Consider the following 24,892-nt stretch of genomic DNA (forward strand, 5'->3'; position numbering starts at 1 on the left):
GCGTGTGATGGCCGCACCGAATCTGCCCGCCGGCTTCGACTTCACCGATCCCGACATCTACGCCACCCGGCTGCCCACCGAGGAGTTCGCCGAGGTCCGTCGCGCGGCTCCCATCTGGTGGAACGAGCAACCACCTGACGTCGGCGGGTATGGCGACGGCGGCTTCTGGGTGGTCAGTAAGCACCACGATGTCCGCGAGGTGTCGCTGCGCAGTGATGTGTTCTCGGCGGCCGCCAAAACCGTCGTCCCGCATTTCAAACCGTCGGTCGACGTGGAAGGGCAGATCGCCGCGTCCAAGCTGTCGCTGCTGATGATGGACGACCCCGAGCACGCCCGGCTGCGCAAGATCGTGTCCCGCGGGTTCACGCCCCGCGCCGTCGAGCGGCTGCGGGCCGAATTGGGTGAGCGAGCGCAGCGCATCGCCGCCGAAGCCGCCACGCACTCTTCCGGTGACTTCGTCCTGCAAGTCGCGCGCGAATTGCCGTTGCAAGCGATCGCCGGGCTGCTTGGCGTGCCGCTGGAGGACCGCGAGAAGCTGTTCGATTGGTCCAACAAGATGGTCGGCGGCGACGACCCCGAGTTCGAGGAGTACAACTCTCTCGGTGCGGTCGTCGAATTGATCGGCTATGCCATGGAATTGGCGGCGATGAAGAAGGAAAATCCGGGCGAGGACATCGTCAGCACGCTGATCGACTCCGAAGCCGACGGGCAGTTGACCGAGGCCGAGTTCGGGATGTTCGTTGTGACACTGGCGGTGGCGGGTAACGAGACGAGCCGCAACTCGATCACGCAGGGAATGATGGCCTTCACCGACTTCCCCGACCAGTGGGAGCTGTTCAAGGAGCAACGGCCGAAGACCGCCGCCGACGAGATCATCCGCTGGGCCTCACCCATCACCGCGTTTCAGCGGACCGCTCTGGCGGATACGGAGTTGTCGGGTGTGCCGATCAAGAAAGGCCAGCGGTTGGTGCTGTTCTACCGGTCTGCGAACTTCGACGAGGACGTGTTCGACGACCCGTATTCGTTCAATATCCTGCGAGAGCCCAACCCGCACCTGGGCTTCGGCGGCACCGGAGCGCACTACTGCGTGGGCGCCAACCTCGCGCGGATGACGATCGACCTGATGTTCAACGCGATCGCCGACCATCTACCCGACCTCAAGGCCGTGTCCGAGCCCGACCGGCTGCGATCGAGTTTCATCAACGGCATCAAGCACTGGCAGGTTGATTACGGCTCGCACTGAGTGATTTCGAGTAGCGACGGCCGCGGGCTTCGCGTTCCCACAACACGCCGTCGCCCGCGGTGACGCCCTGCTGAATCAGCGTGCGTTTGAGAATCTTGTTCGTCGCGGTCTGCGGCAACTCGTCGTTGATTCGCACATAGCGCGGCCAGGCTTTCGGTGACAGATCCTGCTGCGCCGCAAGGAAATCCTCGAACCGCTGCGGGGTCAGATCGTCGTTGAGCACGGCGGCCGCCATCACCTGATCGCCGACCTGCTCGTCGGGCACCGCATAGACCGCGACCAGGTTCACCTCCGGTAGGCGCTGCAGGATCCGCTCGATCGGACCCGCCGCGAGGTTCTCCCCGTCGACCCGCATCCAGTCCGCGGTGCGGCCCGCCAGAAAGATCCACCCGTCGGCGTCGCGGTACGCGAGATCACCCGACCAGTACATGCCGTGCCGCATCCGTTCATCCGTGGCCGCCGGGTCGTTGTAGTACCCCGTGAACCCACCCGATCCGTAGGTGTTCACCAACTCCCCCACGGCGTCGTCGAAGTTGGCCAGCGCACCGTGCTCGTCGAATTCCGCAGTCGCACACTCGGTCACGGTGTCGGCGTGATACACGCTCACACCCGGATATCCCTTACCGATCGAACCCGGCGGGCACCCGTCTTCGCGCATCACCACGACCGCGAACTCGCTCGAACCGAAGCTGTCCACCACGCGGCACCCGAAGCGCGCGGCGAACAACTCGATGTCGCGTTCCGTCGCTTCATTGCCGAATGCAGCGCGCAGCGTGTTGTCCGCATCGTCGGATTGCTCCGGGGTTGCCAAGACGAGTGCAAGCGGCTTGCCGACGTAGTTCATATACGTGGCCCCGTATCGCCGGATGTCGGGCAGGAACCGAGACGGCGAGAACTTCGCGGGCACCATCGTCGCACCGCAGGCGATCGCGACGGCCCACCCCGCCGCCACCCCGTTGGAGTGGAACAGCGGCATCGACAGGTAGGCCACATCTTCGGCCGTCAGTCCGAAGCGGTCCACGAGGCTCGCACCGCACAGCACCGCCATCGCGTGTGCGAACCGCACCGCCTTGGGGTCTCCACTGGTTCCCGATGTGAAGATCATCAGGGCGGTGTCTTGGCCGGTGACCTCGCGATGCGGGACAAGGGGTTTAGCCGTCTGCACGGCCGCGCGGTAGTCAGAACCGTCGACAGCCAGCACGGTCACGTCACCGAGGTCCAGTCCTTCGATCAGCGGCAGGTGATCGGAGTCGACGAGCACCAGCCTGCAGTCGCCGCGGCGGATGTCTGTCGCCAGCCCCTCGCCGCGCCGCGTTGTGTTGATACCGCACAGCACATAGCCGCCGAGTGCCGCCGCGGCCATCGACCGCAGCATCGCGGGCGTGTTGCCCAGCAGCGCACCGACATGCAGCGGTTCGTCTTGTGCAGCAAGCTCGATGAGAACCGAGGCCTCTGCCGACGCCTCGGCCAGATGCTCGCGCCAGGTCCATGTCCGGTCGCCGTGCATCATCGCAACGCCGTCGTCGTCAAGGCGGGTGCGCAGCAGCTGCTGCACCGTCTCAATCATGGGCGGGCCGGTAGCGGAGCAGCGTCGCCCCGTCCTCGTCGCAGAATACGGGCGTGACCCGCATCCCGATATGGATGTCCTCGGGTGCGACGTCGACGAGTTCGGTGCTCACCCGTGGACCGGCATCCCATTCGACAACCGCCAGCAGCTGCGGCAGCTTCTCGGCCCATGGCGGCCCGGTCGGGCGTCGCCCGACGGTGTAGGTGTACAGCGTTCCGGCGCCGTCGATCTCGCGCCACTCGAGGTCGTCGGCCAGCGTTCCTGGCGCCAGCGTGCGCGGGTAGAAGACATACCGCTCCGCTGACGGCGAATACTGGATCACGATCCTGTGCTCACGCAACGCATCCCAGTACGGCTGCGACACCGGCGTCGGTTCGGGCAAAGGCGCGCTCATGTCAGTCACCTCCCAGGATCAAGGCAACCTGCTCGCTCATGATGCCGCCGGTGCCAGTGACGAACGCCGTGTTGCAGTCGGCGACCTGGGCATCGGCCGAACGGCCCATCACCTGCCGGGCGCCGTCGACGACGTGATGCATACCGCCGGCCATACCGGGCTGCCCGTAGGACAACTGCCCGCCGGCGGTGTTGAGCGGGAAGTCGCCGCGGAAGGTCATGTCGTGCTCGGTCAGCCACTTCATGCCCTCCCCCTTGCCGCAGAATCCCGCGTCCTCGAGCGTCATCAGCACGGTGATCGTGTAGCAGTCGTAGACCGACGCCATGTCGACGTCGGACCGCTGCACTCCCGCCATCGCGAATGCTTGTTCCGCGGCGCGCGCGATCGGCGTGCGAATCAGATCATCGGCGTAGGTCGGTGTCTTGAATCGGATGTGCTCCCCGAAACCCTTGAGCCACACCGCGCGACGGCGCCCCCGTCGCGCCACGTCGGCGTTGGCGATCAGGACGGCCGCACCGCCTTGCACGCGCATCACGGTCTCGAGCATGTGGATCGGGTCGGCGATCACCGGGCTCGCGAGTACGTCGTCGACTGTGATCGGCTTGCCGTGGAATATCGCGCCGGGATGGGCGCACGCATTGGTCCTCTGGTCCACCGCGATCCGCGCCAACGCCGCGGCGTCATAACCGAATTCGTGCCCATAGCGTTGTGCGACCTGCGCGTAAGGGCCGTTCTGTCCGACGTTGCCGTACGGGATCTCGAATTCGGCCTGCGGTGAGCCGTAGTTGTTGCTCGACGCGCCGTACCAGCTGAGTGTGCGTCCGGGCTTCGACTCCGAGCGTGGGATCTCGGTCGAACCGGGCACGACGGCGAGCACTGCGTCGCACAGACCCAATTCGACCGCGGCCGCTGCACGCCACACCATGCCCGCCGCGGTCGCGCCGCCGAGGTCGACGCGGTCGCCGAAGTTCAGCGGCAGACCCAGGTACTCGGACAAGGTGGCCGGGGCGAACATGTCTGACTCCGCGATGCCGTGCGTAGAAAGGCCGTTTACGACGGAAGGATCCACGCCGGCGTCGTCGATGACCATCTTGGCGAGCCGCGCGTACTGATCCAGCGTGAACGACGGCGGGCCGCTCTGACGCTTCTCCGCGGGCAGTTCCGCGATTCCGATGATCGCGGCATCGCCGCGCAGGCCCGTCACGACGCGGCCTTTGACGGCAGTACGACGGTCGCGGTCCCCGGCATCAACACCTCTTCGCCGCGCTTGCAGTAGATGTCGAGATCAACCAGGCCATCCGCCCGCTTCCCGGTGACCACACCACCGAATGTCAGCTGCTGGCCGGGATATGCGATCGCCCGGTTCTGGACGGAGAACGCGACAAGCCGGCCGTCGCCGCCGATCCAGTCGGTCAGCGCTCGCGACAGAAGCGCCGCCTGCAGTGGACCCTGCACGAGGACATTGTCGTAGCCCTCGGTGTCGCGGGCCCAGTCCTTGTCGTAGTGGATGCGGTGACCGTTGTACGTCGCGGCGCTGAAGAAGAACATCTGCGTCTCATCGACGCTCACCGACAGCGCCGGAATCACGTCACCGCTGTCGACGTCCTCGTAGAGCGGGCTCATGCGGGCCGCGCGATCATCGACGTCGTCGCCTCGGCGAGAAGCTCACGATGCTGGTTTCGGTACTCGGCGCGCCAGGTCACCAGCACGAATCTGCCTGACCTTCCCTCCTTCTCGACGATCGACTCGACCGTGCGTGTCATCTCGATCTCGTCGCCGTGGTAGGCGGGCAGGTGGAACGTGGTGCTCTCACCGCCGGCCATGCGCCGCGGCGCCTTCGGGAAAGCCATGCTGCCCGTCACCGCGCCAGACGACCCGTCGGGCCGTAATTCGCCGAGTGCGGCGACGCCTAGGATCGCGTACTGGAGATACAGCGGCGGGCAGATGATGTCGCGACAGCCGTGTCGCCGCGCGTACTCCGCGTCGAACCACAGCGGGTTGTGATCGCCGACGGCGGCGGCCCAGCGTTGCCAGTCCCGCCGGTACACCTCGCCGGTGGCGACGGCGACCACGGCCCCGATCTTGGCGGCCGACTCCGCGTCGACGAGGCTCTCCACACTCATCGCGCGCCTGCCCAGTTCGTCTTGCCGTCAAGCCATGTCGCGGCGATATCAGCGCCGCCGCCCAGCGTCGACAACACCCGTGCGCGTTCGGAAAACAGGTGCAGGCCGGTGTCCACCACGTACCCCATCCCGCCGTGCAGTTGATGCGCGTCGAGGGTGACTTTCTTCACCTCGGCGGCCCGCATCCTGGCGATCGCCGTCTCACGTGTGGCCGTGGTCCCGCGCCCGATCCAGAACGTCGCCGACTGCGCTGCGAGCCGCGCCGCGGCCAGCGCGATGTGCATGTCGGCGACCACGTGCTGCGCCGCCTGGAACGAGGCGATCGGCCTGCCGAACTGCTCGCGCATCTTCGTGTAAGCGACGGTGCGGTCGATCACCGCCTCGCCCACGCCGACGAGATCCAGACAGTCCAGCGCCACAACGGCATTGGCTGTCCGTCGCAGCTGTTCCTCGTCGACCGGCGTCGGCTCGTCGACCAGGACGTCGTCGAACCGGACGTTGAACGCCGGAAAGCTGCCCATGATGGGGAGGGGCTGGACATCGACGCCGTTCGCCGTGGTGTCGACGGCCACGACCCCTGCGTCCGTGCTCGCGACGATCACGTCGGCTCGGTCCGCGTCGGCGACGAAGTGCGCGTCACCGCTCACCCGCCAGGTGTCGCCGTCACGGCGCACATTCAATTGCGCTGTCACGTCGGACGCGTCGCGCGGGTTGAACAGCACGCACGTTCCGCGCGCCTCGCCGGACATCAGGTACGGCAACCAGGCCGACCGGGCGCCGAGCCAGTCGAGGGCGATCGCCGCGTACACCGTGCTCTGAACTACCCTAGGGCACAGCGCACGTCCCGCTTCGATGCAGAAGATGCCGACGTCGCTGAGACTTCCGTCAACCACCAGTCCGAGGACACCGGCCGATGCGAGCGCCTTCCATTGCGCGTCGGGTTCGAGGTCGGCCGCCAGCACGCTGCGGCACATCGCGGCCAGGTCGCGTTCATCCTGCGACGGAATCACTCGCATGCCGTCACCTCCCGTACGACGGCATCTTGTGACCGCGCTGGGCGATCACGTCGCGAAGGACTTCGTTGGTGCCACCACCGAACCGCATGAGCGGCGACACCCGGTAGAGGCGCTCGAAAAACCCGTCGAGCGGTGCGCCGGCGCTGCGGTGGGCCCGTAGGCCGTCGGGGCCGAGCAGGTCGAGCGCGAGGTCGGCGATCCGCTGCCGCAGCTCGCTGGTGAAGATCTTCTCGACGCTGACCTCAACGGAGGGGATGCGGCCACTGTCCAGCATCGAGGCCGCTTCCAGGCCCATCAACCGAGCGACCTCCACGTCGGCCTCGGCCTGCGCGAGCCGCCTGCGGAACGCTGGATCCAGATCTCCGGCGAGGGCGGTGAGCTCGTCGAGCGCGCGCCGCAGGTCGCCCACGTTGATCAGCGCGCCACGCTCCAGATCCAGCGCGCCGGTGATGTAGGTCCAGCCCATGTTGAGCTCGCCGATCAGGTTGGTGACAGGCACGCGCACATCGCGGAAGAACGTCTCGTTGGTCCGGTAACCCGACCATGCATACAGCGGGTGGATGTCGATCCCTGGAGTGTCGATGGGGACGGCCACTACCGAGATTCCGCGGTGGCGCGGGGCGTCAGGGTCCGTGCGCACACACAACCACTCGTGGGTGGACCGCTGAGCCCCGCTGTTCCAAATCTTCGAGCCGTTGATCACCCATTCATCACCGTCGCGCACCGCGCGCGTGCGCAGGCTGGCGAGGTCGGTGCCCGCATTGGGCTCGGAGTAGCCGAGGGCGAAGACGATCTCGCCTCTGGCGATTCCTGGCAGGAACTCCTTCTTATTCTGCTCGGTGCCGTGCCGCATGATCATCGGCGCCACGGACGTCACCGTGAGGTCGGGCCCGGGCACGCCGACGTACTCGAACTCGCTCATCAGCAGGTGCTGGTGCATGGCGGTGAGGCCGAGGCCGCCGTAGTCCTTCGGCCAGTTCAGGCCGAACCAGCCCTTTTCGCCGATTTTGCGGCGAAAGGCCGTCAGTTCTCCGCCCTGATATTCGAGTCCGTGCTCGGCCATCTCCGCCCGCAGGTCAGCGGTGACATTCTCGTCGAGGAATCGCCGTACTTCGGCCACCCAGGCCCGCTGCTCGTCGTCGAGCTCGAAGTCCACGAAGGCGACACTATCGAGAAAGTGTTCACCCGGCGGGTGAAAAGCCCCATGATCGGCGTAGTTCGTCGCCTGAGCATGCTGGTTTGTAGTCTTCTACAGATGCCCTTCGAGAACGGCGAGGTCTTCGCCGGTTACGTGATCCAGCGCTTGCTGGGCACCGGAGGGTCGGGTGAGGTCTACCTCGCCCAGCATCCACGCCTGCCTCGTCAAGACGCGCTGAAGGTGCTGTCAGTGGCCTCCACCGCAGACGAGGAGTTCCGGGCGCGATTCAATCGCGAAGCCGAACTGGCGGCGACGTTGTGGCACCCCCATATCGTCGGTGTCCTCGATCGCGGTGAGTTCAACGGTCGTCTGTGGATCTCGATGGACTATGTGGACGGCACCGACGTGGGCCAGCTGATTCGAGAGACCTACCCCCGCGGCATGCCCGAACAAGACGTCAGCGAGATCGTGACGGCGGTGGCCGATGCGCTCGACTTCGGCCACGAGCGCCGCCTGCTCCATCGTGACGTCAAACCGGAGAACATCCTCGTGACCCCGTTCGATGGCCACCGCAGAAGGGTGCTGTTGACCGACTTCGGGATCGCCCGCAAAATCGACGACGCCAGCAACCTCACCAACACCAACATCGCATTGGGGACCATCAACTACGTGGCGCCCGAACAGCTCCTCGGCAGGTCGATCGACGGCCGGGCGGATCAGTACGCGTTGGCTGCCACGACCTTTCACATGCTGACCGGCACACCGCTGTTTCCAGACTCGAATCCGGCCGTCGTCATCAGCAACCATCTGGGCACGACGCCCCCGCGGATATCGGAACGCCGACCCGATCTCGCGCATCTGGACGCTGTGCTGGCACGAGCGCTGTCGAAGGACCCGACCCAGCGTTACCCGAATTGTCTCGAATTCGCCCGAGCCCTCACGCGGCAGGGTCCGAGCCCGCAGGCCGGTGATGCGACGGAATCGCCTGCCGCCGATCCCGTTTCGGCCGACCGCCCACCCACGCAGCGTTTCGAGCGTCTCGTCGTTCACGGAACGGCTCGAGGGGTGCGGCGCAGCGCACTCGGCGCCCAAAACGCGGTCGGGCTCCTGTCTTTTCACCTGGTTCCGTATGAACCCGTCGCCGGTCGACATGCTCCGCTCCCCGTCGAGATACAGACTGAGCTCGTCGCGGATCAGCTCGCGGACGGAGACGAGGTCGAGGTCAGCGGGATCTGGGACGGCGACAGCCTCGACGCGGACACGATCGTCAACATCTCGGCCGGCATCAAGCCGCAGCGGCGGCGGTCTCAGGTCCACGCCGGACCGCCACGCCACGAAGCACCGGGCAAGTCTTCCAAAGGCAAGTGGATCGTCATATCTGCACTGTTTGGGGTGATCGTGTTGACGGCGGCTGCCGTTGCGTACGTCACCGACGGATTCGGCCTGTGGACCCGGCCCGGGCCGATCGTCAAACCGGTGAGTGCGACGGTGTTCTCACCCAGCGACGCCCCGGACAACCCGCAGGACGCCGGTTTGGCGATCGACGGCAACCCCGACACGGGTTGGTCCACCGTCACCTATAAGGATGCGGTCCCGTTCCCGACTTTCATTGAGGGAGAGGGCTTGATGCTGCACCTGTCCGAGCCGACAGCGCTCAGCGCCGTCACCCTCGACGTATCCAGTACAGGAACCGAGGTTCAGATCCGGTCCTCACCCACCGAGAAACCTGCCGCCCTGGCCGACACCACCGAGCTCACCCCCGCCACGCCATTGCAGCCGGGGCACAATCGCATCGAGGTCCATGACCGGACCGAGACATCCAACGTGCTGGTGTGGATCTCCAAACTGGGCACGACCGACGGCAAGAGCAGGACAGAAATCTCAGACATCACGCTGCAGGCGGCTAACTGAGGTCCGATGCCAGACAACGACGTAAATCACCGGCTGCGCCCACAGCCGTCAGACGGCTACATTTATCGGACCTCCTGGCCGGTACCGACCGGCGACATCGGCAGCCAGCTGCAGCTGCGGCTTGACGGGGTGGCTCGCTACATCCAGGAAGTCGGTGCTGAGAACCTGCTCGATGCGGGCATGGCCGAGGAGCATCCGCATTGGCTGGTCCAGCGCACGGTGATCGACGTCATCGAACCGATCGAGTGGCCCAATGAGGTGTCGTTCAGCCGGTGGTGCTCGGCGCTGTCGACGCGGTGGTGCACCATGCGCGTCGACCTCGTCGGCAGCGAAGGGGGCCGCATCGAGACCGAGGGCTTCTGGATCGCGATCAACGAGCGCACTCTGACACCGCAGCGGGTGTCCGACAGTCTGATCGAGAAGTTCGCCAGCACGGCGGATGAGCACCGGCTCAAGTGGCGACCGTGGCTGACCAATCTGGACGACGCGGATGTCGTCGCGCCATTCGCGTTACGGCGCACCGACATCGACGTATTCGAACACGTCACGAACACCGCCTACTGGCATGCAGTTCACGAAGTGATGGCCGAGGTGCCCGACGTCTGCCGCGCCCCGTATCGCGCCGTGGTCGAATATCGGCGACCGATTCAGCACGGCGAAGATGTCACGCTTCAGTGGGCCCGCCTCGACGACGTGGTGAACATCGCCATCACCGTCGGCGACGAAGTCCGTGCGGCAGCGCTGCTGCGCAAGCTCCCCTAGGTGGAAACGGCTTCAGACCGGCCCGCGCAGTGTCAGGGTAGGACCAATGCATCGACGAATGCTCGGAGTGCCGATCTCAGCAGCCGCGGCGGCCATCTGCCTCGCGGCTGCGCCGGCGGTGGCCGCTGACGGGTGCAACGTCATCGTGCCTGCGACCGATCGGCTGGAGACGGTGTTCTATCTGATTTCGCCTTCCGGGACACCGTCTTACGTGGCAGGCCAGATTCGAAAGGCGCTGTCTCCGTTGTACGGCTTGAGAATGGCGGCCGCCGTGGACCTCCGGATCCGGTCGGACATGCTGGCGACCCAGGTCGACAACAGTGACCCCTATCGACCGGCGAGCCCGGACCTACTCACGAGCGACCTCGCCAAGGCGAGACAACTGCTGGCCGCGGCTCGTGAGTACTGCGCGCCCAGGCTGAGCGGCTAGCTCCCCGGGCCCCAGAGTCGAACTGATAGACGTTCTGCGCCAGGCCAGATCGCGGCCGCGGCCGGTGAGGCGCAGAAGGATTCCTCGGCCTGGCGAATAGTCATGCCGACCGCATGGAGGCCGTCTTCCTGGTGGGCGCGGCAGATGACGGTCAAGACACGGTGGGTCGCCGGATCGACTTCCTGAACTTCGATGGTCAACACCACAACGAGCGTGTACCCGGCGCCGGTCGGAAGATAGAAGGTGAGATCTCGGCTGACGAGACCGCCACCGTTGACCACCAGATAGCCGTCACCGCTGGGATACGCGGACTGCCCGACCATCTGCGTGCGTTCGTAATGTAGGCGGTCCCCCGGTGCGCGCCACGTTGTGAACCGGGTGTTTGGGCTGCCGTTGAACAGGTTTCGGGCGATCGGGATGATCAGTTCTTCGCGGCCGTCGCCGTCGACGTCCTGTAGCCCGACACCGCCAGGACTGGACGGCTCCAACAGCTCATCGATCGTTTGCACGACCTCGCCCGCGGCGTCGGTCACGGTGACCTTTACCGCCCTCGGCTCCGGCAACTCGGGCGCGGACCAGTATGTGACGGCGAAATCGAGCACACCGGAATGCAGCGAGCAGTCCACGTGTGGCGACGTGCCCTCCGGGCTGATGATCGGGAGCGTCTGCGGACACGGCGGGAGCATGGGGTCAGCCGTGGCGGTGGGCAGCACGAAGCCGACGGTCGCCATCGCCACGAGGCCGGCCAGCATCGACAACCGCTTCACCGTCCAGCGCCTACCGCTGCGGGGTTGGCTTGGCGGGAGGAGGGCCCGCAGGAGGTGGTAGCGCCGGGATCTGTTGCTCTACAGGCGGATTGGCGCCAGTCTTTGGGCCGATATCGGTCACCTGCCAGGCATCGCCCGCCTTCTGCACGGTGACCTGCAACAGGATGATCGACACCTTGGGGTCCGGGTTCTGCAGATTACGAGTGGTCTGGTGGGCAGCCACCACCACCTGATAGGAACCGTCGGGCGCAGCGATGGGATCGGTGGCCAACACCTCACCGGTGGAGGTGACCTGCGCTTCCAGCATGACGGCCTTCAGCAGCTCGGCGGCGTTGACGTATTTGTCTTTGAGCTGTTGCGACACACCGTCTTCGACGGCGCGGAAGAAGGCGTCGGGATCCTCGAAGGTGTAATTCAGGGATTTCAGTGCGTAGTCCTTGGCGAGCTGAGCCACGGAATCGCGATCGGCCTGGCTCTGGCGCAGCTGGTCGAGTTCGCCGATCGCCTGGTGATATTTGATGAACCCGAACACGCCGCCACCGAGAACCACCGCCACCAGAACTGCCGCAACCCAGGGCCAGGGTCCCCTGGACCCGAGTCGCGACTTGTCGGACGGGCTCGGCGGGTCGTCGTGGTGAGTATCGAGTGCGTCGTCGGCCTCGTCCGAGGCCGACACATCACCGTCGTCTCCGGCGTCCGCGCGTTCGGCACCGTCTACTTCTTCTGCTCCGTCGACGTTCGAGTCGCTCATGCCAGTTTCTTTCTGCCGTTGCTTCACGGATGATGCCACTCGGGAACGTTGAGTTGAACCCGCACGCCGCCGGTGTCGTTGAAGGTCGATTCCCAGAAGTCGAGCCAGTGCCCGGCGTCTATTTTCACGTCGTGCAGCGGTGCGAGCGCAGGTTCCAGGACGGTGGCGAAGGAGCCCAGTGGGCCCGCCAGCATGTCGAGGTACTCGCCGAGTTTCGCGACAAGAACCGAGACCGCATCATCGGGGCCGATCACGCCCACGCCGGCGTGTGAGATGTTCTCGATTTCGTGGATCAGCTGCAGAAAGGCCGGGATCGAACGGGGTAGCTGATGGCCGGTCTCGCTGATCACCTGGCCGACGTTGAGGTCGCCCATGTTGGTGGTGAGAGTAGAGACATTGTTCACGAGCGCGGCCAGCAGTGCCTTGTCATCCTTGATCACCTCGGCGGTCAGCCCGGCTGTGGTCGCCAGGGAGTCGATGGTTTCGTCGTTGTCGGCGAACGCGGCGGACGCATCGTTGATGATGCCGTGGATCTGGTCGAGGTTCAGCGCGGTGAACAAGACGTTGATCTTGGCAAGCAAGTCGCTGGCGGTGACCATCGGCGCGACCCGGTCCGCGGGAATCACTGCGCCGTCGGTGAAGTACGGCGGCGCAATGAGCTCCGGTTTGAAGTCGATGTACTGTTCGCCCGCTGCGGACAGATTCACCACGCTGATCGGGCTGTCGGCGGGGACCGGGTGTGCGCGGTCGAGTTCGATCGAGACCGCCAGCCCGGTGGTGGTGGTCTGGATGCCTGACACACGACCGACCTTGATGCCGCGCATCGTCACCTCCGACGTAGGCATGAGCCCGCCGGAAGCATTGAGCAGGAGGGTGAGTCGGGTGACCTGGTTGGTCGGACTCATGTCGAGCACACCGAAGGACATATAGGCAGCACCGAGCAGCGTCATCACTGCGAGGATGACCAAGGTGGTGCGGGCGCTGAATTTCATGGCGGCAGCAGCCCCATCGTTTGCATCGCCTCGACCGCTGCGTCGGTCTTGTCCGCGGGGTCCACACCCTCGTTTCCGGTCGGTGGATGAAGTTCGGTGACTGTGAATTTCGGTCCGCCCTGCCGGAAGAACCCGAGGAGTTTGTAACGCAGGAACGCGACGAACTTGTCGGCAAGCACCGGAATCGTGGTGTCCACGGTGGCCATCGTTCCGACCATCGGCGTGAGGTAGGAGAGCATCTGCATCAGGTCGCCGGCGACGGGGGTGAGCAGTTCTGCGTTGAGAGTGCCGATGTCTTGAGAGCCGTTGACGACGTTGAGGATTGCCAGTGTGATCTCCGACAGTCCTTGGAGCTTCGACGGACCTTCGGTGACCAGCCGGTTGAACACCGTGGTATTCGCCGCCACCGCGGTGCTGATGTTCTCCATACTCGAGAGCATGCCGTTGATGGTGTCTTGGTTGGTCCCAAGGTCATTGAGCACGCCTGCGACGGTGTGCTGCATCCGGGTGAGTTCGGCGGGGTCATCCGGGAACGCCTTGTTGACATCGACCACCGTGGTTTGCAGCGTGCCGATTGCGCCGCCGCCCACCAGGTTCGACATGGACCGCAAGAGGTCTTCGACGTTGTCGGCCGGCGCGGTGTTGCGTAATGGGATGGTATCGCCATCCCGCAAGGTCCCCGCTGATCGATCCTCCGGTGACAGCAGCGCGATATAGATGTCGCCGAGCGGTGTGGCCTGGCGTAGTTCGGCACGGGTGTTGTCGGAAAGCGTGGTACTGCCTGCAATTTCGACGAATGCGACCGCCGTATCTCCTTCGAGCTGGACACGGTCGAGCACGCCGACCTGCACCCCACCGGAATCCACCTTGGCTCGGGCAGGCAGGTTGAGCACGCTGGAGAACTCGATCTTGATGTTGTACGCATCGTGCGGGGTGAAGGCACCCGGTACCGGCAGCCGTGTCGGATCCAGCGAGCAAGCCGAAGCGGCGCTGATCACCACTACAGCCAGCAGCACGCGGAGGGCACGCATCCATCGTCGGGTCATCCGAATGCAGCCCCCAGGACGAGATCGGTGAGGCCAAGGGTGATGGGATCCGACGCGTTGCCCGACGTGCACGCCGACGCAGCACCGGGGATGTTGCGCTGCGTCAGCGCCTGGCAGATCGCACCGGCCTGAGTCGGGGCTATGTCGACCTGCGGTGGGATATAGGTGACGTTGTGGGTGCCCCACGCCGGTTGGTAGACATCGGCCATCCAGTTGGTGAACTGCGGCCACGATTTGATCATGGCGAGAATGGCGGGGCTGTTGTTGTTCAGCAGGTCTCGTATCCACTCGACCTGCAGGTGGGCAGTGCCATACATCCGCGGCCCGAACCGGTTCATGGCCTCGACCAGGATCGGCAGCAGGTGCGACAGGTAGCGCAGGGCCGCTCCGAAATTGTCCGACAACCCCTCGATCAATTGGGTGGTGGTCGGAAGCGTTCGGATGACCGACGCGAAGCTGTCCCAGTTGTAGAGGAAGTCCGACGTGAGGATCTCGCTGTTCTCGAACAGCTGCCGGTAGTCGGCGTCGGCCTTGTACGGATCGGCGAGCATGGTGGCCAGATTGCGCATCGTCTGGTTGAGCCCGGGGCCGGTGCCCCCCAGTGAACGGCTGGCCGCACTCAGACTGTCGTTGATGGCCCGCACGCCCGGTGCGTTGGACGGGTCCTGGCCAGGTTTGGATCCGATGATGGCGTCCGCGAGGTTGCCTATCGCCGAGAAGGTTTCGCTGACGCTGATCGGGGTCTTGGTGGACTCCAGCTTGATGCACCCCGGCCCGGTGAATGTGGGCCCGGCGGTGTAGGCCTTGGTCAGCTCGATATGACGATCGGTGACAATCGATTGCGAGTACGTGACCGCACCGACATCGGCAGGCAGGTCGAGATCGGCGGGCACGGTGAACTCGACCTCGACGTGGTCGGGCTTGTTGACAATCGCAGTCGTCGAACCGATTTCGATGCCCAACAGCGCCACCTTGTTACCGGGGTAAAGGCCTACCGCATCGGTGAATTCGGCGCACATCGCCCGAGTGTTGCTGATCTTGGGCGTTACGATTCTTGCGCCCACGACCGCCGCTGCTACGACGGCGACCACGGCGACCGTCGCCGTGGCGATACCCAGCGGGGAACGCAACCGCGCGCCGAAAGTGGATAGCCCGGCCATGTCAACAGTGCCTCATGATGTTGGGCAGGCACAGATCCTGCCCGGGAGCCAGCCGCCGGTCGCCCTCGTCGAAGACGACCCCGTTGCCACTGAGCATCGGCACCACGATGTTGAGCGCCTGCCCCAGGCCGTCCAGGGCCATGCCCCACCGCTCCGGATGGGCGGCAAGCGTGTCAGTGATGTCTTCAAGACCCTCGGCGATCGGTGCGACCTCTCGCCCGTAGAACACCGCGATGCGGTCGAGGATGCGGGCCAATTCCTTGAGCAGACCGAAGAACTCGACAATATCCACGGCCCTCGATGTATACATCCGGCCGAGGATGTCGAACTGCTCGACGAGGGTGATGAGCTGTGCACGGTTGACGGTCATGGCCCTCAGCCCGTCATTGACGAAGTCGAGACTGCGGTGGAAGTCGCTGGTGGACGTGCTCAGCGATGCCGTCAATGCGTTGGCCGACTGGATGAGGTCGCGCACCGCGTCGGGATACTTGTTGGCCGCGTTGGCGACCTCGGAGAACGTGTCGTGGATGACGTCGCCGTCGACCTCTTTGATCACCGGTGTTGCTGCCTGAATGATGTCGTTGATCTCGAACGGCAGCGTAACGCGGCTTGACGGAATGACATTGCGCCCCAGCGGGGACGCCCCCTTCGGATCGAGGGCGATGTAGTGGCCGCCCAGCGGGGTCAGCAGTTTGACGTCCAGGGTCGAATCCGAACCCACCGGCACCGACTTCTCGACGTCGAATTTCATCTCGACGACCGCCCCGTCGAGGCGAACACTGGTGACCTTGCCGACCGGAATGCCTGCGATGCGCACCTGATCGTCGACACGTACCCCGGCCGAGTTCGCCATGTGCGCGGTGTAGCCGGTGTGACCCGTCGGATTCAGATAGGCCCCTGCGGTGGCGGCCAACGACACAACGATGACGAGGACACCGATGATGCCGTGCCGGCGACTGCGGGCAGCAGCGGCTCGTTCATCGAGCACACCGCGCCTGCTGCCCAGCCGCGCGCGCAAGGCTGAGAGTCGGCCGCCGAACGCCATCACCGGCACACCACCAAATTCTGTTGTGCGAACGACACCTCGCCGATCCCCGGCAAGGTGACTTCACCGTTCGAGCAGAAGAACGTCGGGTCGGCTGGTTGTGCGTCGACCAGCCAGTCCCGCATTCCCTGGATCAACGATGGCGCCAGCGACAGGCCCGCGATAATTGTCGGGGTCTGCGGCCACATGCGGCTGACGAGGTCGTAGAGCGGAACCGTCGTCCCGTCGAAAGTCCGCTCGGTGTATTGCAGGAGATGGACGGTGCTTCGTAGTCCCGGCAGCTGGGTGTCCAGCGTGGTGCGGAACTTGTCACCCACGGAGGCGAACCGCGTCAGCACGTCGTTGAGCTGGCCGATGAGGTTGAACAGTTGTTGCGACTTGCCGCCAAGGTCTTGGGAGATCGAGCTGAGGTTACGGATCATGACGGTGATGACCGCTTGGCGGTCCACAGCCAGCTTGGAGATGACGTCGAGGTTGTGCAGGAACGGACCGATGCCGGATTCATCACCTTGGATCAACTGCAGCAGATTCTCACCCAAGAGGTTGAACTGAGCGGGATCCAGGGTTTGGAAAATCGGCTGAAAACCGTTGAACAGCTTGGCTACATCGAACGACGGAATCGTCTGCCCCAGCGGAATCGTTCCACTGGTCGTCAGTTGGGTATCGGGCTCGGACGGCTGTACGAGTTCTACATACCGTTGACCGATCAGGGTTTGATAGCGCACGGCGGCAACGGTGTTGGTGAACAGCGGATGATCAGCCTGCGCGGTGAAGTCCACCTTGGCGATCCGTCCGTCGAGTCGGATGGTCTCCACCTTGCCGACCTGTACGCCGGAAATGCGCACGTCGTCACCGACGTATAGCCCTGACACATCAGAGAACTCTGCGGTGTAGCGGGCGAGCGCCCCGGTGACCGGACTGCGCAAGGCCGTCAGCACGACGAGAGTGCAAACCACCGCGATCGTGAAGAAGATCGTCAACCACGTCACCGACTTGGCAACACTTCTCATCGGCCACCGCCTTGGGGCACCGCGTCGGAGGTGGACACGGGTAGCGCCGCCGCCAACCCCGGCATGGTGTCCAGCGTGACTTCGATTTGCATGCGGACCTTGCCGTCGATGATCGGCAGCGCCGCGCTGGTGCGGTCCAGCAGGCCGGACAGCCGGTCATAGGCGGGCGCGAGGCTGCCCTGGAAGTACGACAGCGGCATCCCCAGGCTCACCATCGCATGGGTCATCGGGACCAGCCACGACATGTTCTTCGCGAGGATCGCATTGCCGGTGAAGAGCAGGTCGGTGGTCTGCTTCATGATCGTGTTCATCCGCTCGACCCCATCGGGGTGTGCCAGGAACTCCATCCCGTTGAGCAGGTCATACACGAGCCCGATGAGTGGGACGGAGTCGCTGACACCGTTGATCACCGACGCGAATACCGAAAGCGACTGTGAGAAGGGGACTTTCTGGGAGTCGGCGAGCATCTTGACCAGATCGAAATAGGACCGCGTCACCGGCTCGGTGAGGTCGGAATGCCGGCGCACCACGTCGATGATGTGGTCGACGTCGGGCGAGTCGATGATCCGCCCGAACTTCTGGCCCTCGCGCAGCAGTCCCGTGATGGAGGCCGACCGCACGTTGGTGTCGACCATCAATGTCTGATTCGGCCGCAGCCGGGGTCCGGTGCCGTTGCTCACCAATTCGACGGCTGCGAGGCCGAAAGTATTGGACGACATGAAATTCGCTGTCGTGTCGGCCGTTAAGGCGGCCGCTTGGCGCGGTTCGAGTTCCAGCGTGATCTTCTGCTTGTTGTATCCGACCGATTGCAGGCTTTCCACCGATCCGATGGTCAGGCCGCGGAACTTCACCTCCGCGCCAGGCGTCAGACCCTCACCAAGCGTGTCGGCCAGCACGGTCAGCTTGAACGTGTTGGCGAAGCCGCCCGTGCCCATCTGATAGAGCAGAGTGCCCGCGACACTCAGGATCACCGCAGCGATCAGGCCTCGGATCCGTAGCGAGCGCGAATTGAGCGCACGCGCGCCTTGGTCGGAAGACAGCTGCATGCGCTATCCCGATATCCGGATGCCGGCGCTGTTACCCCAAAACAGCAACGTCAGGACCATGTCGACGGCGACCACGGTGACGATGCTGGCCCGGATGGCTCGACCCGACGCCCGGCCAACACCTTCGGGACCGCCGGTGGCGTAGTAGCCGTGATACGCGTGGATGACGATGATCAGCGTCACGAAGATGGCCGCCTTGAGCACCGAGAACACCACGTCGGATGGCTGGATGAACGAGCTGAAGTAGTGGTTGTAGGTGCCCGACGACTGTCCGTGCAGCACGTTGACGACCAGTGCGCACGACACGTAGCTCAACACCAGCGTCACGATGTACAGCGGAACGATGGTCAGCATGCCGGCGATCACGCGGGTGGTCACGACGAACGGGATCGACCGAATACCAAGGGCTTCCAGCGCGTCGATTTCCTCGTTGATCCGCATCGCGCCGATCTCGGCGGTCATTCGGCACCCGGCCTGCGCACCGAAACCGATGCCCGCGATCATCGGTGCCATCTCGCGGGTATTCGCATACGCGGAGACGAATCCGGTCAACGGGCCCATGCCGACCATGTCGAGGGCCCCATACCCTTCGATGCCCACCGCACCGCCGACCGCCGCGCCCATGAGCACCAGCACGCCTATGGTGCCGCCACCGACGATGAATGACCCGTTCCCCCACATCACGTCGACCAGCAGCACACCGGTCTGGTGACGGTAGTTCCGCAGAGTCTGCGGTATCGCGCCGATCACCTGAATCAGGAAGGAGAGCTGATGACCGAGGCGCTGCAGGACCGAGTCACCCTGAGAGACGACCCACAACGGGGCCCGCAGGGCCCGGGGCAGGTGCCGTGACGGGGTCGCCATCAGCCCATCCTCAGCGGCATGGACATCGACACGCCCTGCGTGATGATCAGGTTGAGGATGAAGACTGCGACCACGCCGATGACCACAGAGGCATTCACCGCATCGGCGACGCCACGCGCACCACCCTTGGCCTCCAGCCCACGTTGACAGGCCACGAGGATCACGACCATGCCGAAAAGCCAGGTCTTGAGCATGGCGACCACGACGTCGCCGACGCTGGCGAAGGATGCGAACGATGCGATGTAACTCCCCGGGGTGCCGGACTGAAAGCCGACATTGATCGCGTAGCCGGCGGCCAGCCCCATGAAGATGATGAAGGCGCACAGCACCGGCGCCACGAGAACCATCGCCGCCACCCGGGGGGCGACCAGCCGCTGCACCGGGTCGACGCCCATCACGCGCAACGCGTCGACCTCGTCGCGGATGGTGCGGGCGCCGAGATCAGTGGCAACCGCCGACCCGGCCGCACCACCCAACAGCAGGGCGGCCACCATCGGCGCGCCCTGGCGGATCACACCCAGCCCACCTGCCGCGCCCGAGATCGACGAAGCGCCGACCTGCTGGATGAAACTGCCGACCTGCACCGCAACGATGACCCCGAACGGAATCGACACCAGCAACGCGGGTATCGCCGTCACGCTGATGATGAACCAGGCCTGGTTGATGGTGTCCCGCCAGGGGTGGCGCAACCGGATCACATCCACGATCAGGTAACCGAACGCCTGGGCGCCCAAATCGAAGAAGCGGCCCAGCGTCTGCAACGAGCGATCGGACTTGCCCAGGACGAACCGGAGTGGTCTGCTCAGCGTCGTGGCGACCTGGTGGCCCTTCGACACCTCCGCGACAGCTTGCTGATTCTCCTGCGTGCTGGGCGTCGCGTGATAGGAGACGTCTTCGCCGTCGGTGGTGGTGCCCGCATCGAGAAGTCCGTTGACTTCCGTCTCGGTCGCTGCGTCATCCGCTGCTGCGTTATCCACCCTGACGGTCAAACGCTGGTTCCTCCAATACTCGGCGACGACTGTTCCCCCAGCAAGACGCAAACCTGGGGTCGTCGTGCGTTTCACCAGCGGTACCGGAGTACGGGCGTTCTACCAGAGCTATTAAATGTCCGTCCCGGACAGCCATTGAATCTGACGCACGCAGCAATTTCAAGGAAATGCAGATAGCAGGCGTTCGGACTAGGTTTTAGCTGGTCGGGCGGCCTTCATGCGGGGCGATCTCGGGCTTGGCGCCCGTCGCGTTCGAAGGGTTGGCCTTCCGGTCGATCGGCGTGACGCCGCCGTTCTGCAGGCGTTCTGGCTGAAATTGCACCTGCGCGTTGGAGAATCTTGCCACGATGACATTCGCCAAATGGGCGCCTGGAATGGCGCAGTTCCGGGGATACCAGCGCGCATGGTTGCGCGGGGACGTCCTGGCCGGGCTGACCGTGGCGGCGTACTTGGTGCCGCAGGTGATGGCGTACGCGACCGTCGCCGGACTCCCACCGGTGGCCGGGCTGTGGGCGGCACTCGCGCCTCTTGCCGTGTACGCGCTACTCGGTTCGTCGCGGCAACTGTCGGTGGGACCCGAATCCACGACCGCGCTGATGACTGCCGTCGTGCTCGGGCCGATCGTCATCGGCGATCCCGCGCGATACGCCGCTCTCGCGGCGATCCTCGCGTTACTCGTCGGAGCGATCTGCCTGCTGGGCGGCATCGCACGGCTGGGCTTTCTCGCCAACCTGCTGTCACGACCGGTACTGATCGGATACATGGCGGGTATCGCCGTCGTGATGATCGTCAGTCAGCTGGGCAAAACAACCGGAGTCGCGGTCCGGGGAGACGAATTCATCGACCAGATAGGCTCTTTCGCGGCTGGCATCAGGCAGGCGCATTGGCCGACCGTCGTGATGGCCGTATCGGTACTGCTGCTTCTCCTATGTTTGGCACGGTGGGTGCCGCGCGCACCCGGGCCCGTGATCGCTGTCCTTGTGGCGACGGCGTTGGCTGGCGGGATGTCCCTGGATGCGTTTGGGATTGTCGTCGTGGGGAAAGTCCCTTCCGGCCTACCAATGCCGGGGCTACCACCAGTCTCGTTGAGTGACTTGGCCACACTAATCGTCCCGGCCGTCGGCATCGCGATCGTCGCATTCTCCGACAACGTCTTGACCGCGCGGGTGTTCGCCACCCGCAGAAACGAGGAGATCGACGCGAACGCCGAACTGCGCGCGGTCGGGATGTGCAATATCACCGCCGGTGTGACGCAAGGTTTTCCGGTCAGCTCGAGTGGCAGCCGCACGGCCATCGGGCACATCGTCGGCAGCCGCACCCAACTCTATTCACTGGTCGCGCTGGGATGTGTCGTCGCGGTGCTGCTCTTCGCGGGCGGCCTGCTGGCGATGTTTCCCACCGCGGCCCTGGGGGCGTTGGTGATCTTCGCCGCGCTGCACTTGATCGACATCGCAGAGTTCCGTCGCCTGGCGCGGTTTCGCCGCAGCGAACTGATTCTGGCGTTGGCCACCACGGCCGCCGTGTTGGGGTTCGGCGTGCTCAACGGCGTCGTCGTCGCTGTGGGCCTTTCGATTCTGGAATTGCTACGCCGCTTGGCGCACGCCCACGACAGCGTCCTCGGATTCGTCCCGGGAATCGCCGGCATGCACGACATCGATGACTATCCGGGGGCCACCCGGGTGCCCGGCCTGGTCATGTACCGCTATGACGCACCGCTGTGCTTTGCCAACGCCGAAGACTTTCGGACACGCGCGCTGGCCGCGGTGGACGACAACCCAGAACCCGTCGAATGGTTTGTGCTCAACGCCGAGTCCAACGTGGAGGTCGATTTGACTGCGCTCGACGCTCTTGAACAGCTTCGCGTCGAGTTGGCTCGCCGCGGAATCGTTTTCGCGATGGCCAGAGTCAAGCAGCACCTCCGTGAGTCGCTGGAGGCCGCCGGAATGCTGGGCGAGATCGGCGAAGACCGCATCTTCATGACGCTGCCGACCGCCGTCGAGGAATTCAAGGCGCGAGATCGTTCCCGAAGGCTGGCCGAACCAGAGACACCCGAGGGGTAGCCCGTTTCACGGCAGGGGCGCGCTCCATGTCAACTTGGCGCCACCGGTGGACAGGGATTCGATGGTAAACGACCCGCCCGCGTCATCGGCGCGCTTGCGCAGATTCGTCAACCCGCTGCCGGTGATTTCGCCCTCGATTCCGCGCCCGTTGTCGACGACCTCGATGGTCAAGTCGTCTTCGACCGCGACGTTAATCGCAAGAGAGGTGGCACCCGAGTGACGTACTGCGTTGCTCACCGCTTCTCGGACAACAGCTTCGGCGTGGTCGGCGAGCGTCGCATCGACGACCGAAAGCGGTCCCATGTATTGCACAGTGGTGCGCAGTTGCGTGTTGGCGAATTGTGCGACGGCCTCGTCGAGACGCTGACGCAGCCGTGTCACACCGGACGACGACCCGTGCAGGTCGAAGATCGCTGTCCTGATTTCCTGAATCACCTGCTGAAGATCGTCGACACAATCCGTAAGTCGTTGCTGCACTTCTTGTGACCGTGCCCTCGGAATCGTTCCCTGAAGGGCAAGGCCGACTGCAAACAGGCGCTGGATGACGTGATCATGTAGGTCACGCGCGATGCGGTCGCGGTCGGTGAGGATGCTGAGCTCGCGCATCTGTCGCTGCGTGCTGGCCAGCTGCCACGCTAGCGCGGCCTGCTCAGCGAAAGCGGTCATCATGTCGAACTGCTCGGAAGAGAACGGCGATGCCCCAACCGGTCGCAGCGCGACCAGAACCCCGGCGACTTCGTCGCTGGCGAGCAGCGGCAGGACCAGCGCCGGACCGGTTGCGGTCGCCTCAAGCTCGATGTGGGCGAACCGACCGGGAGCGCGTTGGACGAAGGCCTCTCCGATCGGTGTTCCCTCGATGGGAATGCACCGCAGCGACGCAGCAGGACCGTCACCGGCGGTGGCTACGACGACGAGTTCGGTCGTCTCGCCGACGGGTAGATCGGCGTCGGCCGGCACGGCCACCAGCGTCAGCTCGGCGCCGCTGAGATGCCGAGACTTCTCGGCGATCAGCCGAAAGACTGTGGCGGGGTCGGTCCCCGCCAACAGTTCGGTGCCGATGTCGCGGGTCGCCTCGATCCACGACTGCCGGGCCTTGGATTGTTCGTACAGCCTGGCGTTGTCGATCGCGATGCCTGCGGCGGCCGCCAGGGCCTGCACCAGTACCTCGTCGTCCTCGCTGAAGGGCTGCCCGCCGGTCTTCTCCGTCAGGTACAGATTGCCGAATACCTCGTCGCGGATCCGTACGGGAACTCCCAGAAATGTCCGCATCGGCGGATGGTTCGGAGGAAAGCCGACTGACGCGGCGTGGTGAGAGATGTTGTCCAAGCGGATCGGCTTCGGGTCGTCGATCAGAACCCCCAGGACGCCGAGCCCCTCCGGAAGGTGGCCGATCTGTTCGCGCATCTTTTCGTCGATGCCCTCGTAGATGAACTCGACCAGTTCGTGATCGTGGCCGCGCACGCCGACGGCTCCATACTGGGCGTCGACCAGTTCGATGGCGGTGTGCACGATCGTCTTCAGAGTCTGATCGAGTTCGAGACCAGCGGTGACCACCAGCATGGCCTCGACCAGACCGTCGAGGCGGTCGCGGCCCTCGACGATCTGCTCGACGCGGTCTTGTACCTCCATGAGCAGTTCACGCAGACGCAGCCCTGAGAGGGTGTCGCGCAATTGCGGTGCGCTCGGGCCAGCTTCCGACCACGACCTGTCGGTCACCGCCTCATCGTCCCACCGAGCCTGCCAAATAGCGAGAATGGGCGGTGTTAATTGACGACGCTGATGGTTTTCGCAGGTCGCGTCGACCGTCGCCTGCCGGCGATACTGCCTCGGTCACATCGGTTGTGCGCCATATAGTCCTCGACATCGTCTCGGCGTTGGCGCTGCGCCCGGTCCTGGATGCCGCGCAACATCTTCTGCTCCATGACGAAATGCGCGACATCGAAGGCGGGATTCCCGACAGCTCCGCCGGAGCCCCGAACAAGCAGACGGGTCCATGCATTCTGTCGCCGAAGACAGAACGCCCAGGCACCCGACGCCTTGTCGCCGCGCTGTACGCGTTCGAAGTCGGCCGGTGACATCAGCACCAGGTGTGACTCCGGCTCGACGGCCGCAACCACCTGCCTGGCGGCATCGCCATACCGCCGAGCGAGCCAGACGGTGTCACCGACCCGCAAATCCTGCCACTCCGGGTGGATGGTGTTCGCGTTGGAGATGTGCGCGCCGACCGCCCGTTCGAGCAGCGAGTAACTGTAGAAGCCGCCGCGGTCCTCGCCGATCTGCACAAGCCATGGCCACACGAACTGGACGGGCGCGTCAATGGTGATTGCACGCGTCGTCCGTATGGTTCCCGCTGCCACGAACTCGTCACCCGGCAGTGTGGCGGCGACTTCACCATCGTCGGCACCCCAGGTGTACATCCGTGGCCGCAGTTCACCTCGGTACATCGCGACGACACCGACCGCGGCCATCAAAGCCACTAGCCATGGTTGCTGTTTGCCCATACGCCAAGGGTAAAAACGCACAGTCGCATCGCTAAGGGCCGAAGGTCCTAAGCATCGATGCCAAAAGCGCTCAGGTC

Annotated in this window: 25 protein-coding genes; 5 read left to right on the plus strand and 20 right to left on the minus strand. The window is 64.7% G+C overall.

Translation table 11 applies throughout. The features are described 5' to 3' along the window. Positions 1 to 7: 7 nt before the first annotated feature. Positions 8 to 1,243, plus strand: a complete 1,236-nt coding sequence (locus tag AB4Z42_RS08210; RefSeq protein WP_442008623.1) for a cytochrome P450 — start codon at positions 8 to 10, stop codon at positions 1,241 to 1,243. Here the strand turns inward: AB4Z42_RS08210 and fadD1 are convergent. From fadD1 to AB4Z42_RS08245, 7 genes are read right to left on the minus strand one after another with little or no spacing between them, the layout of a single operon-like run. Further along, a complete protein-coding gene (gene fadD1 / locus AB4Z42_RS08215; RefSeq protein WP_442008624.1) occupies positions 1,209 to 2,810 on the minus strand; it encodes a fatty-acid--CoA ligase FadD1 in 1,602 nt (533 codons plus the stop codon). The two genes, AB4Z42_RS08210 and fadD1, sit on opposite strands and share 35 nt — an antisense overlap. Then, positions 2,803 to 3,204: a Zn-ribbon domain-containing OB-fold protein gene (locus AB4Z42_RS08220; RefSeq protein WP_442008625.1), complete on the minus strand. Its 402-nt coding sequence runs from the start codon at positions 3,202 to 3,204 to the stop codon at positions 2,803 to 2,805. The genes fadD1 and AB4Z42_RS08220 overlap by 8 nt, the downstream gene beginning before the upstream one ends. A gap of 1 nt (position 3,205) precedes the next feature. Then, complete coding sequence (locus AB4Z42_RS08225) at positions 3,206 to 4,408, minus strand: thiolase family protein (protein WP_442008626.1); 1,203 nt, start codon at positions 4,406 to 4,408, stop codon at positions 3,206 to 3,208. Then, a complete protein-coding gene (locus AB4Z42_RS08230) occupies positions 4,405 to 4,827 on the minus strand; it encodes a MaoC family dehydratase (RefSeq protein WP_442008627.1) in 423 nt (140 codons plus the stop codon). The genes AB4Z42_RS08225 and AB4Z42_RS08230 overlap by 4 nt, the downstream gene beginning before the upstream one ends. Further along, entirely contained in the window at positions 4,824 to 5,327 is a 504-nt protein-coding gene (locus AB4Z42_RS08235) for a MaoC family dehydratase (protein WP_442008628.1), read from the minus strand. Before AB4Z42_RS08235 ends, AB4Z42_RS08230 begins: the two co-directional genes overlap by 4 nt. Next, positions 5,324 to 6,343 carry an acyl-CoA dehydrogenase family protein gene (locus AB4Z42_RS08240; RefSeq protein WP_442008629.1) on the minus strand — a complete coding sequence of 340 codons (1,020 nt, stop codon included), beginning with the start codon at positions 6,341 to 6,343 and terminating at the stop codon, positions 5,324 to 5,326. Before AB4Z42_RS08240 ends, AB4Z42_RS08235 begins: the two co-directional genes overlap by 4 nt. 4 nt (positions 6,344 to 6,347) lie before the next feature. Continuing rightward, entirely contained in the window at positions 6,348 to 7,499 is a 1,152-nt protein-coding gene (locus AB4Z42_RS08245) for an acyl-CoA dehydrogenase family protein (protein ID WP_442008630.1), read from the minus strand. A gap of 99 nt (positions 7,500 to 7,598) precedes the next feature. On the opposite strand from AB4Z42_RS08245, the gene AB4Z42_RS08250 reads away from it, so the two are divergent. Genes AB4Z42_RS08250 through AB4Z42_RS08260 form a run of 3 tightly spaced genes read left to right on the plus strand, consistent with a single transcriptional unit; the run spans position 7,599 to position 10,584 of the window. Then, positions 7,599 to 9,392, plus strand: a complete 1,794-nt coding sequence (locus AB4Z42_RS08250) for a serine/threonine-protein kinase (RefSeq protein ID WP_442008631.1) — start codon at positions 7,599 to 7,601, stop codon at positions 9,390 to 9,392. A 6-nt stretch (positions 9,393 to 9,398) separates the two neighbouring features. Further along, on the plus strand, positions 9,399 to 10,154 hold the full coding sequence (locus AB4Z42_RS08255; protein ID WP_442008632.1) for an acyl-[acyl-carrier-protein] thioesterase: 756 nt from the start codon (positions 9,399 to 9,401) through the stop codon (positions 10,152 to 10,154). Positions 10,155 to 10,200: 46 nt separating this feature from the next. Further along, positions 10,201 to 10,584, plus strand: a complete 384-nt coding sequence (locus AB4Z42_RS08260; protein ID WP_442008633.1) for a hypothetical protein — start codon at positions 10,201 to 10,203, stop codon at positions 10,582 to 10,584. On the opposite strand, the gene AB4Z42_RS08265 is transcribed toward AB4Z42_RS08260, so the two are convergent. From AB4Z42_RS08265 to AB4Z42_RS08315, 11 genes are all read right to left on the minus strand, one after another. Beyond that, complete coding sequence (locus tag AB4Z42_RS08265; protein ID WP_442008886.1) at positions 10,581 to 11,336, minus strand: hypothetical protein; 756 nt, start codon at positions 11,334 to 11,336, stop codon at positions 10,581 to 10,583. The two genes, AB4Z42_RS08260 and AB4Z42_RS08265, sit on opposite strands and share 4 nt — an antisense overlap. 25 nt (positions 11,337 to 11,361) lie before the next feature. Beyond that, complete coding sequence (locus AB4Z42_RS08270) at positions 11,362 to 12,102, minus strand: hypothetical protein (protein WP_442008634.1); 741 nt, start codon at positions 12,100 to 12,102, stop codon at positions 11,362 to 11,364. 23 nt (positions 12,103 to 12,125) lie between these two features. Next, complete coding sequence (locus tag AB4Z42_RS08275) at positions 12,126 to 13,094, minus strand: MlaD family protein (protein WP_442008635.1); 969 nt, start codon at positions 13,092 to 13,094, stop codon at positions 12,126 to 12,128. Next, a complete protein-coding gene (locus AB4Z42_RS08280) occupies positions 13,091 to 14,140 on the minus strand; it encodes an MlaD family protein (protein ID WP_442008636.1) in 1,050 nt (349 codons plus the stop codon). The genes AB4Z42_RS08275 and AB4Z42_RS08280 overlap by 4 nt, the downstream gene beginning before the upstream one ends. Beyond that, positions 14,137 to 15,300: an MlaD family protein gene (locus tag AB4Z42_RS08285; RefSeq protein ID WP_442008637.1), complete on the minus strand. Its 1,164-nt coding sequence runs from the start codon at positions 15,298 to 15,300 to the stop codon at positions 14,137 to 14,139. Before AB4Z42_RS08285 ends, AB4Z42_RS08280 begins: the two co-directional genes overlap by 4 nt. Position 15,301: 1 nt before the next feature. After that, positions 15,302 to 16,345: an MlaD family protein gene (locus tag AB4Z42_RS08290; RefSeq protein WP_442008887.1), complete on the minus strand. Its 1,044-nt coding sequence runs from the start codon at positions 16,343 to 16,345 to the stop codon at positions 15,302 to 15,304. Further along, a complete protein-coding gene (locus AB4Z42_RS08295) occupies positions 16,345 to 17,355 on the minus strand; it encodes an MlaD family protein (protein WP_442008638.1) in 1,011 nt (336 codons plus the stop codon). The genes AB4Z42_RS08290 and AB4Z42_RS08295 overlap by 1 nt, the downstream gene beginning before the upstream one ends. Next, positions 17,352 to 18,401 carry an MlaD family protein gene (locus tag AB4Z42_RS08300; RefSeq protein WP_442008639.1) on the minus strand — a complete coding sequence of 350 codons (1,050 nt, stop codon included), beginning with the start codon at positions 18,399 to 18,401 and terminating at the stop codon, positions 17,352 to 17,354. The genes AB4Z42_RS08295 and AB4Z42_RS08300 overlap by 4 nt, the downstream gene beginning before the upstream one ends. 3 nt (positions 18,402 to 18,404) lie before the next feature. Next, positions 18,405 to 19,265, minus strand: coding sequence for an MlaE family ABC transporter permease (locus tag AB4Z42_RS08305; protein ID WP_442008640.1), 861 nt, complete (start codon positions 19,263 to 19,265; stop codon positions 18,405 to 18,407). Then, positions 19,265 to 20,071: an MlaE family ABC transporter permease gene (locus AB4Z42_RS08310; RefSeq protein WP_442008888.1), complete on the minus strand. Its 807-nt coding sequence runs from the start codon at positions 20,069 to 20,071 to the stop codon at positions 19,265 to 19,267. Before AB4Z42_RS08310 ends, AB4Z42_RS08305 begins: the two co-directional genes overlap by 1 nt. 379 nt (positions 20,072 to 20,450) lie before the next feature. Then, positions 20,451 to 20,600 carry a hypothetical protein gene (locus tag AB4Z42_RS08315; RefSeq protein ID WP_442008641.1) on the minus strand — a complete coding sequence of 50 codons (150 nt, stop codon included), beginning with the start codon at positions 20,598 to 20,600 and terminating at the stop codon, positions 20,451 to 20,453. 1 nt (position 20,601) lies between these two features. On the opposite strand from AB4Z42_RS08315, the gene AB4Z42_RS08320 reads away from it, so the two are divergent. Beyond that, positions 20,602 to 22,314 carry a SulP family inorganic anion transporter gene (locus tag AB4Z42_RS08320; RefSeq protein WP_442008642.1) on the plus strand — a complete coding sequence of 571 codons (1,713 nt, stop codon included), beginning with the start codon at positions 20,602 to 20,604 and terminating at the stop codon, positions 22,312 to 22,314. 6 nt (positions 22,315 to 22,320) lie between these two features. Here the strand turns inward: AB4Z42_RS08320 and AB4Z42_RS08325 are convergent, their stop codons facing one another. Continuing rightward, on the minus strand, positions 22,321 to 23,943 hold the full coding sequence (locus AB4Z42_RS08325; protein WP_442008889.1) for a sensor histidine kinase: 1,623 nt from the start codon (positions 23,941 to 23,943) through the stop codon (positions 22,321 to 22,323). A 134-nt stretch (positions 23,944 to 24,077) separates the two neighbouring features. Beyond that, a complete protein-coding gene (locus AB4Z42_RS08330) occupies positions 24,078 to 24,815 on the minus strand; it encodes a hypothetical protein (protein WP_442008643.1) in 738 nt (245 codons plus the stop codon). Positions 24,816 to 24,892 lie beyond the last annotated feature (77 nt).

The organism is Mycobacterium sp. 2YAF39 (genome assembly GCF_052114565.1).
In the GTDB taxonomy this organism is placed as follows: Bacteria; Actinomycetota; Actinomycetes; order Mycobacteriales; family Mycobacteriaceae; genus Mycobacterium.